The organism is Actinomycetota bacterium (genome assembly GCA_035536535.1).
In the GTDB taxonomy this organism is placed as follows: domain Bacteria; phylum Actinomycetota; class JAICYB01; order JAICYB01; family JAICYB01; genus DATLNZ01.
In genome coordinates this window covers 1-12606 of the sequence record DATLNZ010000097.1, presented here as the reverse complement: position 1 = coordinate 12606, position 12606 = coordinate 1, and the positions used below count along the sequence as shown (strand labels likewise).

At 68.4% G+C, this 12606-nt stretch carries 14 protein-coding genes; 7 read left to right on the top strand and 7 right to left on the bottom strand.

The features are described 5' to 3' along the window. A partial coding sequence (locus VNE62_06765) for a response regulator (protein HVE91984.1) occupies positions 1 to 313 on the bottom strand: 313 nt, incomplete at its 3' end. A 3-nt stretch (positions 314 to 316) separates the two neighbouring features. Beyond that, positions 317 to 2422, bottom strand: coding sequence for an ATP-binding protein (locus VNE62_06760; protein HVE91983.1), 2106 nt, complete (start codon positions 2420 to 2422; stop codon positions 317 to 319). A 161-nt stretch (positions 2423 to 2583) separates the two neighbouring features. Between VNE62_06760 and mdh the strand changes: the two genes are divergently transcribed. Further along, the gene (gene mdh, locus VNE62_06755) at positions 2584 to 3504 is read left to right on the top strand and encodes a malate dehydrogenase (GenBank protein ID HVE91982.1); all 921 of its coding nucleotides are present in this window, start codon (positions 2584 to 2586) and stop codon (positions 3502 to 3504) included. Between the two features lie 35 nt (positions 3505 to 3539). Beyond that, entirely contained in the window at positions 3540 to 4400 is an 861-nt protein-coding gene (locus tag VNE62_06750) for a GNAT family N-acetyltransferase (protein ID HVE91981.1), read from the top strand. Positions 4401 to 4406: 6 nt separating this feature from the next. Here VNE62_06750 and VNE62_06745 read toward each other — a convergent pair whose 3' ends face one another. After that, positions 4407 to 5273 carry a tetrahydrofolate dehydrogenase/cyclohydrolase catalytic domain-containing protein gene (locus VNE62_06745; GenBank protein ID HVE91980.1) on the bottom strand — a complete coding sequence of 289 codons (867 nt, stop codon included), beginning with the start codon at positions 5271 to 5273 and terminating at the stop codon, positions 4407 to 4409. A 218-nt stretch (positions 5274 to 5491) separates the two neighbouring features. Between VNE62_06745 and VNE62_06740 the strand changes: the two genes are divergently transcribed. Beyond that, complete coding sequence (locus tag VNE62_06740) at positions 5492 to 6010, top strand: RNA polymerase sigma factor (GenBank protein HVE91979.1); 519 nt, start codon at positions 5492 to 5494, stop codon at positions 6008 to 6010. A gap of 14 nt (positions 6011 to 6024) precedes the next feature. Continuing rightward, entirely contained in the window at positions 6025 to 7233 is a 1209-nt protein-coding gene (locus VNE62_06735; protein HVE91978.1) for a DUF4349 domain-containing protein, read from the top strand. Positions 7234 to 7287: 54 nt separating this feature from the next. Here VNE62_06735 and VNE62_06730 read toward each other — a convergent pair whose 3' ends face one another. Beyond that, positions 7288 to 8049 (bottom strand): hypothetical protein, encoded by a 762-nt coding sequence (locus VNE62_06730; protein HVE91977.1) that lies wholly within the window; start codon positions 8047 to 8049, stop codon positions 7288 to 7290. A gap of 275 nt (positions 8050 to 8324) precedes the next feature. Between VNE62_06730 and VNE62_06725 the strand changes: the two genes are divergently transcribed. The 3 genes from VNE62_06725 to VNE62_06715 are packed head-to-tail and all read left to right on the top strand — an operon-like array spanning position 8325 to position 11078. Beyond that, positions 8325 to 9317 carry a hypothetical protein gene (locus tag VNE62_06725; protein HVE91976.1) on the top strand — a complete coding sequence of 331 codons (993 nt, stop codon included), beginning with the start codon at positions 8325 to 8327 and terminating at the stop codon, positions 9315 to 9317. Next, positions 9314 to 10330, top strand: a complete 1017-nt coding sequence (locus VNE62_06720; GenBank protein ID HVE91975.1) for a methionine synthase — start codon at positions 9314 to 9316, stop codon at positions 10328 to 10330. The genes VNE62_06725 and VNE62_06720 overlap by 4 nt, the downstream gene beginning before the upstream one ends. Then, positions 10320 to 11078, top strand: coding sequence for an SDR family oxidoreductase (locus tag VNE62_06715; GenBank protein HVE91974.1), 759 nt, complete (start codon positions 10320 to 10322; stop codon positions 11076 to 11078). Before VNE62_06720 ends, VNE62_06715 begins: the two co-directional genes overlap by 11 nt. Positions 11079 to 11137: 59 nt before the next feature. Here the strand turns inward: VNE62_06715 and VNE62_06710 are convergent, their stop codons facing one another. The 3 genes from VNE62_06710 to VNE62_06700 form a co-directional block, all read right to left on the bottom strand. Further along, entirely contained in the window at positions 11138 to 11638 is a 501-nt protein-coding gene (locus VNE62_06710) for a hypothetical protein (protein HVE91973.1), read from the bottom strand. 42 nt (positions 11639 to 11680) lie between these two features. Continuing rightward, complete coding sequence (locus VNE62_06705) at positions 11681 to 12169, bottom strand: hypothetical protein (protein ID HVE91972.1); 489 nt, start codon at positions 12167 to 12169, stop codon at positions 11681 to 11683. 38 nt (positions 12170 to 12207) lie between these two features. Next, positions 12208 to 12606: hypothetical protein (locus VNE62_06700; protein ID HVE91971.1), on the bottom strand; the 399-nt coding region annotated here is incomplete at its 5' end.

The following is a 12606-nucleotide window of genomic DNA, read 5'->3' as shown; positions in this document are numbered from 1 at the left end:
ACGGCTTCGTCAGGTAGGTAGCGCCCATGGCCTTGCCCGCGGCGATGTCCTCCGGGGTTACCTTCGCGCTGAGGAACACGGCCGGCAGGTTCGGCTCGTGCCGCTCCCGGATCGCCTTCAGCAGTTCCAGCCCGTTCATCTCGGGCATGTTGATGTCCAGGACAGCGACGTCGGGGGCTCCCCGGGATCCGATCAGGTCCAGGGCTTCGGACGGCGAACCCACGCCGTTGACCTGGTGACCCGCCTGGCGCAACTGCGTCGTCACGAGGTTCAGGACGTCCGGGTCGTCGTCCACGACTAGGACCTTGGCCATCGATCAATCCCCCTGCGCCGCAGCGGTTCCCTGAGCCTGCGTCTGCTGCACGGACTCCCGGGGCTGCGGCAGGGTGAAACATACAGTCGTTCCCTCCCCTGGAGTCGATTGAAGGGAGATGGTCCCACCGTGACGCTGGATTATCTCCTTGGAGATCGCCAGCCCCAGCCCCGTCCCGCCTATGGCCATCTTCTGGGACGTCGAGGACCTGAAAAAGCGGCCGAACAGGTTCGGCTGCTCGTCCACGGGCACACCTACGCCGGTGTCGGCCACAGTCACGGAGGCCTCAGAGGCGCCCTGCCGCACCTCGACCTTGATGGACCCGCCGTCGGGGGTGAACTTGACTGCGTTGCCCAGGAGGTTCAGCAGCACCCTCTCGACCTGGCCCGGATCGGCCAGGACCTTGCCCACGTCGGGATCGACCTCGACATCGACACTCAGATCCCGTCCCTCGAGAGACGGCCGCAAAACCGACAGTGCGGACTCGACCAGCCCCTCGACACGCACGGGCTCTACGTTGAGCTCCGTGCCTCCGTGCTCGATCCGGGAGATCGTGAGGATGTCCTCGATCAGCGACTGAAGGCGCTTGGCGTTGCGTTTGACGGTGTGCAGGTGCTCGGCGAGTTGGGACGGAAGCTCCGGGTCTTCGGCCACCAGCGCCAGATATCCGATGATGCTGGTCAGAGGCGTGCGAAGCTCGTGCGAGATCGACGACACGAAGTCGGACTTCGTCTTGTCCAGTTCCCTCAGCTCGACGACCATCTGCTGCTCGCGCTCAAAGGCAGAAAGCGCCTCACGCTCGGCCCGCTTGCGCTGGCTAATGTCGCGGATGAACGAGTGGAACCGGTATCCGTCATCGTGGCGCACCGCCCAGATCGAAAACTCCACTGGGAACTCATGTCCAGCCTTGTTCAGCGCCGACAGCTCGAGCCGCTGGCCCAGCACCCGGGCCTCTCCGGTGCGGATGAACCGCTCCATACCCGCCCGGTGAGCCTCCCGATAGGCGTGTGGAACGATGGTTGAGCCGAGGCTCAGACCCAGGATCTCCTCCCGCGACCACCCGAAAAGCTCGGCGGCGCTGCTGTTCCAGTCCGTGACCGTCCCTAGGGAGTCGGTACTGACGAAGGCATCGGAGGCTGAGTCCACCACGGCTCTGATCTTGCCCTCGGCCTCCCGGAGGGCGGACAGGCCCCGGTCGCGCTCGAGCACCCGTCCCAACTGAGCACCCACCTTGGACAGCAGGTCGAGCAGCTGTGGGCTCGACACCTGCCGCCGCTCTGAGAAGAATTCCAGGACCGCACCAACGTCCCGGCCCACCATCACGGGAACCGCTACGCCGGTTCGGATTCCCGACAGCGCCGCGGCGTCCGCTCGCGGAAAGTCGTGATCTCTCTGGACGTCCTCTATCCACGCTGCCTTGCCGCTTGACACCACCCGCCCGGGGAGTCCGGCTCCGCTGAGGAACTCCATCTTTTCGCTGGCTTCGCGGAATTCACGGAACCTATCCGGGTCGGCGAGGTGCCAGATGGATGTGGGGACGACGCGGCCTGAGCGGTCCGCCATGCACACGTGGCCGATGGGCCATTGCTGGCTGTGGCAGATGAGGTTGAGCGCCGTCTGCATTGCTTCCTCGACGGAGGACGCTTCGTTGGAAGCCACGGCCACGTCCCCCAGCAGCTTGACCCAGCCGGTCTCGGTGGCGAGAGCCTCCTCGGCCTTTGCCTCGCGGGACATGTCCTGGGCCGTTCCCGCCATTTGCACGGGCGCACCCGAACCGTCGACCGATACGCTTCCGCTGCAGCGCAGAAGGCGGATATCGCCGTCGGGCCTTCGGAGCCGGTGGGTGAACCAGAACGGCCGTGCGTCCGACAGGGCGCGCTCAACCGTGCTCTGCACGTTGGGTCTGTCCTCCGGATCAACCCGCGCGAGGAACTCCTCGAAGCTGGGAACTACCTCGCCGGGCCGCAGGCCGTAGAGGCGGAACAACTCGTCGGACCACAAGACAATGCCCGAGCGGATGTCCCACTCCCAGCTGCCGACGTGCGCCGCCTGCTCGACGAGGTTCCGGCGGGCGTCCGCGGCGGATGGTCCGGCTACCTGTTCTGTCACAGCCACTCCCGCGCCTACCGCTCCCCCATGCGACCGGGGAATCACCCGCGAACGGGGCGACTGACAGCAAGTATGGGCCGTTCGGGGCCGTTCCGGGCGCGGCGGGTCCGGACACCCGTGCATATGCTTGGAGGCTCCGAGGCCCCAAAGGGAGGTTCTGAATGAAGGTAACCGTCGTGGGAGCCGGTTTCGTAGGGAAGATGGTCGCCCACCGGATCCTGCAGCGCGACCTGGCGGACGTCGTCCTGACGGACATCGTCGAGGGACTTCCGCAGGGCCTTGCGCTGGACATGATGCAGTCGGCCCCCATCGAAGGTTTCTCGTCCAGCATCGTCGGGGCGAACGACTACGCCGCGACCGAGGGATCTGACGTGGTGGTAATCACCGCCGGTCTGGCCCGTCAGCCGGGAATGTCCCGCGCCGACCTGATCGGCAAGAACACCCAGATCATCAGCCAGGTGGTGCGAGAGGTGGCGCCCCGGTCGCCGGAGGCCGTGCTGATGGTCGTGACCAACCCTCTGGACGAGATGGTGCACGTGGCGGCGTCCGTCTCCGGGTTCGACAAGCCGCGCGTGATGGGGCAGGCGGGGATGCTCGACTCCGCCCGCTTCCGCTACTTCATCGCCGAGGCCGTCGGATGCAGGCCGGGCGACGTCGAGGCTGCGACCCTGGGCTCCCACGGGGAGATCATGGTGGCGCTGCCCCGCCTGGCCACCGTCAAAGGGCGACCGGTCTCCGAGCTTCTGGACAAGCAGACCCTGGACTCCATCTCCGAGCGCACCCGCGACGGGGGGGCCGAGATAGTAGGCCTGCTCAAAAAGGGAAGCGCCTATTTCGCGCCCTCCAGCGGCACGGTGGCGATGGTCGAGGCCGTTCTCAAGGACACCAAGGCGTCGATGCCCGTGTGCGCGTGGGTGACCGGGCAGTACGGCCTGTCGGACATCTTCCTCGGCGTCCCGGCGAAGCTCGGGCGCGGCGGCGTCATCGAGATCGAGGAGTGGGACCTCGATGAGGCCGAACTCGCCGAACTGCACGCGGCCGCGGGAATCGTCCGCGAGCGCGTGGAGGGCCTCGGCCTCTGATCGCACGCACGGCCGCGGCTCTGCTGTCCGCCTGGGTGGCGGTCCGTTGGCTGACGACGGGCGCCGGCGTCGCCAGGACCCGCCGCCTGGAGGGACCCATCCGCGGGGAGGCCCGGCGGGCCGTTACCACCAGGGTCTCGGTGAACGTGTTCCTGTCCGTGCTGGCGATCTTCGTCTGGGCGATCGTCCTGCAGGTGCAGCCGACGAACCTTTTCACCGGCTTTCTCGGGATGCTGCTCATGGTGTCGCTGTTCGCCGCCGCGGCGGCCGGGTTCATGCAGCCGGCGTGCAGGTCGCCCGAGAGCCTCAACCTGTTCGCGCTGCACCGCAGGCCGCGGGGGGCGGTCCCGGGGGCGAGCATCGAGCAGGCGGGCGAGGACGACGTCCCCGTCGTCCTGTCGATCCTGGACGAGGCCGCGGAGTGGATGAACTCGCGGGGAGTGGACATCTGGGGACCGGGGACGTTCGGCGACAGCGTCCGCGACAGCGTGACCCGCGGCGAGACCTATGTAGCCAGGGTGGACGGCGATCCCGCGGCCACGATGCGGCTGTGCTGGACCGACCCCAACGTGTGGGACGACGCGGATGCGGAAAACGCGGGCTACGTCCTGCGACTGGCCGTCCGCCGGGCCTACGCCGGCACGAACCTGGTGCCGCGGATGCTGGAGTGGGCGGAGGCCCGCATCCGGGACAAGGGCCGTCGATGGCTCCGTCTCGACTGTTCAGCCCGCGTCGATGGGCTGAAGCGTTACTACTCCGAGTCGGGATTCGACTTCGTCGGCGAAAAGGCGGTAGGCGGAGGCTGGGTGGCGGCACTCTACCAGCGCGACGCCCAGGGCTCGGTTCCCGGGCCCGGGCACGGTGCGCCCAGCCTCGCTTCCGGCGGCAGCGACTGAAGGCCGCTACGCCGTCGAGACTGCCCTCTCAGCGGCCGTGACGGTGTTGGCCAGCAGCATCGCGACGGTCATCGGTCCAACTCCGCCCGGAACGGGGGTGATCGCGCGCGCCTTTGCGGCGACGGGCTCGAAGTCCACGTCGCCGACGAGCTTGCCGTCGTCCCCGCGGTTGATCCCGACGTCTATGACCACGCAGCCCTCCGAGACGTGGTCCGCACCGATCGCACGGGGCTGTCCGGCCGCCACCACGAGGATGTCGGCCTCCCGCGTGAACCGGGCCAGGTCGCGTGTGCTCGTGTGGCACAGGGTGACCGTGGCATTGGCACCATCCGCTTTGTTCGACAGCAAAATCGAGAGCGGACGCCCCACCAGCACGCTGCGTCCGACGACCACCACATGCGACCCGGCCACCTCGATGCCGGAGCGGACGAGCAACTGCTGGACCCCCGCAGGCGTGCAGGGGACGAACCTCGGCCGCCCCTGCGCCAGGAGGCCCAGGCTGGACGGGTGCAGGCCGTCCACGTCCTTGGCAACCGCCAGCCGGACGAGGAACTCGTCGGCGTCCAGGTGCTTGGGCAGGGGGAGCTGCAGCAGGATGCCGTGGACGCCGGGATCGGCGTTGAGCTTGTCCAGCAGGGCCGCCAGCTCTGCCGCGTGCGTGCTGGACGGCATCCGATGCAGCTCGCTGGCGATACCGGCCTCCTCGGCCGCCTTTCGCTTTCCGCGGACGTAGGACTCCGACGCCGGGTCGTCTCCCACCAGGACCGCGGCGAGAGCGGGACGAACCCCCTTGGCGGCCACGTCCGCGGCCCGGACCCGGACTTCCTCGCGAATCTCCGCGGCGATCTTCTTTCCGTCGATGATGTCGGCCATGGCAAAGCTCCTTTCGCGAAAGTGGTTGGAGAAACCCAGCTGGACGAGCTCGACGGGCGGGGCGCGGATGCCGTGACCTTCGGCGGCGGGCTCTCCTCCTCATCCTCCCTTCGCCTGGCAAGGGAGCGGTGGACACGACTGTACACGCTGCGCGCGACGCCACCGGCGGAGTCGCGAACGTTCCGGCGCCCTGCGGTGTTGAACGAGTAAGGAAGCCGATGCGAGCAGAGACGGACATGGCGATGGAAATGCTCGAACGATGGGTCGAGACGTACCAGCCGCTGGTCTACAAGGCGGCGTACCTGATCCTGCGCAACGCAGAGGGGGCCGAGGACGTGGCACAGGAGTCGTTTATCAGGGCCTCCAGGTCGCTCGGCAGGCTGCGGCCCGGTGAGGACATCCGCGGATGGCTCTACCGGATCGCGGTGAACACGGCGCTCAACGAGCTGAGGTCGCAGCGGCGCAAGGTCCGCGCCATGTCCCGGCTCGCCGTGCCCGACCTCGGGTCCGACGTCTCGTTCGAGGAGGCCACCACCCGCCGCTCGGCCGTCGGCCAGGCGCTGGACCGGCTCCCGGACCGGCTCAGGGTCCCCGTGATCCTGCGCTACTACCTCGACATGTCCGAGGCGGACATCGCGCGTGCTCTTGCCGTCCGTCCCGGCACGGTGAAGTCCCGCCTGCACGACGCGCGCCAACGGCTGGCCTCCGACGAGGCGATCGCGGCCGCCGCCGGATGACGAGAGGTGATGACATGACGCACGAAGACATCGAGGCTCAGATCCGCCACGAGCTCAACGACCGGGCGGAAAACGTCCGGGTCCCGGACGGTCTGGGAGCCAGGACGATGGAGGCCGCCCGCACGGCGGAGCCTCCGGCTCTGACCGACCGTGTGCGCGCATGGCGCGACGCGAGGTCGATCGGGGGCCGCCACGGCGGGTTCCCGAAGCTCGCCTACGCGTCCGCAGCCGCGGTCACCGTGCTGGTCCTGTTCGTCATCGGAACAGGTCTGACGACGGGGCCGGCGAGATACGGCTCTGATTCGCGTCCGGCGCTGGTCCCAGGCTCGTCCGCGGGGACCGAGGATCTTCGTCGGGGCGCACCGGCGGCCGGAGCCGGACGGGACGAAAAGGGGGCCCCGGTTCAGTCCCAGCCCGAGCCGGCCATCGAGCCGGACGCCGCACGGAGCAGCAGCCAGTCGGGCGGGGCGATGGGTGCGCCTGCCCCGGACACTTCCGGCCAGACCGACGACACGGCCAGCCGGATCATGCCTCCCATCGGCCCCGGACAACCCGGCACGTTCCCGCCCAAGGTCATTCGCAACGCGGAACTGGAAGTCCGGGTCCGAAAGGGCAGGTTCACGTCGGCCTGGTCAAAGGCAAACGGCATCGCGTCCAAGCACGGCGGGTTCGTGACGAACTCCTCCACCGAGTCCCTCCGCAACCGGCTGGCGCGGGGAACGCTCACCGCGCGGGTGCCGGCGGACAAGCTGGACGCGGCCGTCACCGACTTCCGGGCCCTCGGCACCATGCTGCGGCACACGAGCAGCGGCAACGACGTGTCCGGGGGCCTGGTCGACCTCGACGCCCGGATCAGGGCGGCGCAGGCCCAGGAGGCCCAGCTGCTGGAACTGCTGAAGCAGGCCCGCAGCGTGTCGGACACGATCCAGGTCCGCTCGCGTCTGGACTCCGTCCGCCAGGAGATCGAGTCGCTGCAGGCGCAGAAGCAGCACCTGCAGGGCCAGGTGGACATGGCCACCATCCAGGCCTCGATCTACGAGCCGGACGCAGCCCCCGACCGGCCGGACGACGAGGACGGCCTCGGCGACGCGTTCGACGTGGCGCGGCGGATCGCGATGACGATCTTCCAGGGCCTGATCGTGTCGCTGGGCCTGCTGATCCCGCTCGGCCTCATCGGCCTCGCGGTGTGGGGCATGTTCGGGCTCATTCGCCGCCGACGCTGAAGGCCCCGGCGCCGGGGGCGTGCTGCTCTGCAGCAAGCCCCCGGAACCGGGTCGCTACCCCGTCACAACGTTGAAGCTCCTGCCCATCTCTGTGCCGGCACGGGCCAGGCTGAGGTCCATGCGCTGAATGAAGGCTAGGCCTCCCGCGCTGATATGGGTCATCACCCCGAGCGCCTTCGCCTGGGGCTGCTCGAGACCGGGGACCGTCGGCAGCTCGGTCACCAGCACCCCGCTGCCGGAGTCGCCGGAGATGGCGGCGGTCTCCGCGACGGCGAAGTCAGGCTCGCTGAAGATGAAGCCGACTCCCTTCCGGGCCTGAGTGGCGGGGTTTCCCGGCTGGACAAGGACATCGCCCGAGCGCACGCCGACATCGGCGCCGCCGAGTCCGGCTCCCCAGCCGAAGTGGCGGATCTCGCGCAGGTTGTCGTCATGAGCGGTGAACATGCCCGACGGCGCCCCCCAGTGGCACATGGAGGCGCTGACGAACGAGCGCTTGTCGGCGTCGATGCGGATCAGCCCGAAGTCGGTACCCGCGCCGCAGCCGCCATTGGCCGCCTGTCCCTCGCACCATTGGTGCACGACGGTCCCGAACTGGCCGACTCCGTGGGCGGCTACGCGCTCGCCGAGCGACGGCACGTCGAGGCTGTCCTCGACGCAATGCCCCGCGGTGGAGACATACAGGTCGGTGCCGTCGGTGACGATGAACGCCATCGAGCAGTAGACGAAGTCGAAGGGACCTGCCTGAAGGATCAGCGCGCCCCCGGGACGGATCCCCTGACACGGGGCCAGCGACCCCTCATGGTCCGCCGTGATCAAGATCCTGCCCGGCCGGGCCATCAGGTTCCGGCAGTCGTCCGGGGCCGGAGTGCCCGCGGCCTGTGCCGGGGTGCCGGGCAGTAGAGCCATCAGCGTCGCGACGGCGGCTGCGGCAAGAAATCGGGTTGTCCGTGAGCGGTTCAGTGTTCCTCCTGCTGCGTCGGGATCTTTCCGGACAGGGGTTCGCCGCCAAGGCGTTCGATCCTGCCCCTTTGAGGCTCCCGGGCCGGGGCTGGTAGTTTTGGGCCCCCGGCACCGTCGAAAGGGCCCCCCGCGTGCGTCTGATCTGCGCCAACCACTCCGCCTACCCCCGGGTGGGCGAAACGCCCGAGTCGCAGCGGCTGCGGCGGGCCTACGCCCGAAGGGAGACCGGGGACGTTTCGACCGAGGGCTACGTGGAGACGGCCCGCGACTACGCGGCGGAGGTGATCGCCGAGCAGGCGGAGGCCGGCTGCGACCTGGTGACCGACGGGCAGGTCCACTGGTACGACCTGATCTCCCACCCCGCCTCGCGTTTGGACGGCGTCGGGATCAACGGGCTGCTGCGCTTTTTCGACACCAACACCTACATCCGCCAGCCGGAGATCCTCGGCCCCCTGTCCGGACGGTTTGACCTCACCGCCGACTACACCTGGGCCACCACGGTGTCGTCCAGGCCGGTCAAACCGGTGCTGACGGGCCCCTACACGCTCGCCCGCTACTCGATCGTGCGCACCGACCACTATTCGGACGTCGCCGCGTTGACCATGGCCCTGGCGGAGCTCGTCGGCGACGAGCTGCACGAGCTCGGACGTGCCGGCGCGACCCTCGCCCAGATCGATGAGCCCGAGCTGCTGCGGCATCCAGAGGACGCCGCTCTGGTGAACAAGGCCCTGCAGGTGGCCACAGACCGGAAGGGACCCCTGCGCGTGAGCCTCGCCACCTACTTCGGCGACGCGACCGACCTTTACCGCACGCTGCTGGACATGCCCGTGGACATGCTCGCCCTGGACCTCCAGTACGGCCCCGGACTGGTAGCCGAGATCGAGCGCCAGGGCTCGGACCGTCCCCTGGCGCTGGGAGCGGTGGACGGCCGCAACACGGCGCTGGACGGCACGAGCGTCGCCGGGATCGTGGACCGGGTCGCCGAGGCACTGGACTCGCGGGGGGTCGAGGAACTTCACCTCCAGCCGTCCTGCTCTCTGGAGTACCTGCCGCGCGACCGCGCGCGGCGCAAGCTGGTCCGGATGCGCGAGATCGCCGAATCGGTGACGAAGGTGGGCGCGTGAACGGCCGCAGGAAGCTCGAGGCGCTCGGGATCAACCTCCCCCTGCTGCCCACCACGGCCGTGGGCAGCTATCCCAAGCCCGTTGAGCTGACACGGGCCCGCACCGCCCACGCGCGCGGAGAGATCGACCACGCCGAGCTTCGCCGGCTCGAGCAGGAAGCGACGGCGATGTGGATGGGCTTCCAGAACGAGATCGGGGTGGACGTCCCCGTGGACGGCGAGATGTACCGCGGCGACATGGTGGCCTTTTTCGCCGAGGAGATGGACGGGTTCGAGCGCGGGGGCCTGGTGAGGTCCTACGGCAACCGCTTTTACCGCAAGCCGATCATCACGTCCGAGATCGGGTGGAAACAGCCGATGACGGTGGACTGGTGGCGCTACGCCCAGTCGCTCACCGAGGCTCCCGTGAAGGGGATGCTCACCGGCGGCTACACGGTCATGGACTGGTCGTTCAACGAGCACTACCCCGACCGCCGCGAGGCGGCGCTGGCCTTCTCAAGGGAGCTTCGCAAGGAGGTCGAGGCGCTGATCGAAGCCGGCTGCAGGATCATCCAGATAGACGAGCCCGCGCTGTCGGTGCGGGCCGGCGAGCTCGACGTGGCCATCGAGTGCATGCGGGTCACGACCGAGGGCCTGGACGCCTACTTCCTCACGCACGCCTGCTTCGGCGCCTTTGAGACGGTGTTCCCCGGGATGCTGGAGATGCCGGTGGACAACTTCGACCTGGAGATGGCCAACTCCGGGTTCGACCTCGTCGAGACGTTCCACCGCCACGGCTTCGGCAAGGACCTGTCCTTCGGCGTCGTGGACATCCACTCCCACGTCGTGGAAACCGCCGAGCAGGTGGCCGAACGCGTGCGGATGGCCCTTCAGTCGATGCCGGCGGAGAACCTGTGGGTCGACCCCGACTGCGGGCTCAAGACCCGGACGGTGGAGGAGGCGCAGGCCAAGATGCGGGCGATCGTCCAGGGGACCCGCGAGGTCCGGACGGAGCTGTCGGCCGTTGCCCGCTGACGGTCCGCTCTCGGGCCGGGTCGCGATAGTCACCGGGTCGTCCCGGGGCATGGGGCGCGGGACCGCCGCCCACCTCGCCTCCCTGGGGGCGTCGGTGGCCGTCAACTACATCCGCTCCGTCGACCTGGCGGCGTCCCTGGTCGAGGAGATCCGCTCCGCCGGCGGCACGGCCGAGTCGTTTCAGGCCGACCTCACCACCGCCGAGGGAGCCGATTCGCTGGTGGCCCGGACCGTGGATGCCTTCGGGGCCGTGGACATCCTCGTCTGCAACGTGGGCGGCTTTCTGCGCAAGTCCTTTGAGGAGACGACGGTGGACGAGTGGCGCTGGCAGTTCGCGCAGAACTCAGACACGATGTTCCTCTGCATCCGGGCCGCCTACCCGCACATGCGGGCCAAGGGCTTCGGCCGGATCGTCACCTTCTCCGCCGCGGGGGCCGAGTTCCCCGTCCGCCAGACGCAGTTCGTCGCCTACGCCTCCGCCAAAGCCGCCGTCGTGGCCATGACGCGGGCCCTGGCACGGGAGCTGGGGCCGGAGGGGATCACCGTCAACTGCATAGCGCCGGGGATCGTGTCGGACAACGCCGCCACGCGCCAGGAGGCCTTTGCCATCGGACCCGTGAAGCACACCCCCACCGGACGAGTCGGCTCCGCCCAGGACATCGCCGAGGCCGTCGCCTTTCTGGTGCGTCCGGACGCCGACTACCTGACGGGGGCCGTCCTGGAGGTGGGAGGCGGCTGGCGCCTGTAGCACTCGCTTGCAAGAAAAAACGGGGCCCCCGATGGGGGCCCCGTTTTGAGTGACCTGGGTTAAGGCGTCCAGTTCGAAAGCGTGCAGTACTCGATGCGTCCACGACCTCCGTCGAAGCTGGCCCCGACACAGCCAAGGGCCGCGGGGTTCAGGGAGAGCCTCGGGCTCTGGGTGACAGGGGCCAGCGTCGCGTCGACCGTCTGGACGACGGGGCCGGATGCATTCAGGATTCCGTCGAACAGGTACGTGCTCACGCCTCCGCCGGGCAGCCACCTGGAGGAGATCAGGTTCTGGCCGGGCAGGATGAACTGCGAGTTGAAGTTCACGTCGGGGTCGCCAAGGCACCCGAAGAAGTTGTAGTCGATCGTCGGGTTGGCGACGCTGTCGCGGTTGTAGACGGGGTCCCTCATGCCTTCCGGCAGGTGGGTCCCGTACTGCGTGAAAACTGCCACCTCACGGGCGCTGCCACAGGGCTGGGCCTGTGCGGGCGATCCCATCAGGGGGGTGAGTCCGGCGACGAGGGCCGCCGCGAGCACTGCGAGCATCAGTCTGCGCTTCATATTGCTGACTCTCCTTTCGTTGCTCCGACTTCCTTGAATGAACTACGGCTGCAGCGACGTGAGCGTGCAGTACTCGGCGTGGCCCCGTCCGTCGAACGACGCGGTCGTGCAGCCGAGAGCGGCCGGGCTCAGCGCAAGCTTGGGACTCTGCGTGAACGTCCCTAGTGCGATGTCCACCACGACCGATGCCGTGCCCGAGTGACCGAAGGCCGGTCCGTCGAACAGGTAGCTGCCTGCCCCACCCGCGGTGTAACGCGACTGAATTATGGTCGCGCCGGGAAACAGAAAGCTGGTGTTGAACTCGGCGTCAGGAGAAGCGGTGCACCCGACGGAGTTGGGATCGGTGGTGGGATTGCCGAGGTGGTCACTGCCGTTCGTCGGGTGGGTCACCCCGTCCGGCAACTTGGTGCCGTACTGGGTGAACACCACGACGTCCTTCTCGCACTGGGCGGCCTGAACGGGAGCCGCCAACGGAGTCAGAGCCACCAGCAGACCCGCAGCTGCGACTGCCACTGCCAAACGCTTGATCATCCTGTCTCCCTGGCTTCGTCTGGGCTTCGATCAGAGATTTACGGCTGCAGGTGCGTGAGCGTGCAGTACTCGGATCCCGCCCCACGGCTGCCGTCGAAGAAGGCAAGCGTGCATCCCAAAGCGGTCGGGTCGAGCGCAAGCTCCTCGCTCTCGTAGGCGTTGCCGTTGACGATGTCGCTGTAGACCACGACGCCACCACACCTGAACCCCATGAGAGATCCGTCAAAGCAGTAAGTGCTCGCGGCACCGGCGAGGTTGCGCGACGCGATGATCGTGGACCCCGGGTAGATGAACGACGTGTTGGCCTCGAAGTCGGGGGACAGTGTGCATCCGAAACCACGGGAGTCCAACGTCGGGTTGGCGAGGTTGTCCTGGCCGTTACGGGGGTTCTTGACGCCTTCCGGCAGATCGACCGACGTCTGCGTGAAGACGACGAC

Coding starts and splice junctions, on each gene's coding strand:
- mdh (HVE91982.1), top strand. CDS start 2,584: ATGAAGGTAACCGTCGTGGGAGCCGGTTTCGTAGGGAAGATGGTCGCC.
- VNE62_06705 (HVE91972.1), bottom strand. CDS start 12,169: ATGATCAAGCGTTTGGCAGTGGCAGTCGCAGCTGCGGGTCTGCTGGTG.
- VNE62_06745 (HVE91980.1), bottom strand. CDS start 5,273: ATGGCCGACATCATCGACGGAAAGAAGATCGCCGCGGAGATTCGCGAG.
- VNE62_06735 (HVE91978.1), top strand. CDS start 6,025: ATGACGCACGAAGACATCGAGGCTCAGATCCGCCACGAGCTCAACGAC.
- VNE62_06710 (HVE91973.1), bottom strand. CDS start 11,638: ATGAAGCGCAGACTGATGCTCGCAGTGCTCGCGGCGGCCCTCGTCGCC.
- VNE62_06740 (HVE91979.1), top strand. CDS start 5,492: ATGCGAGCAGAGACGGACATGGCGATGGAAATGCTCGAACGATGGGTC.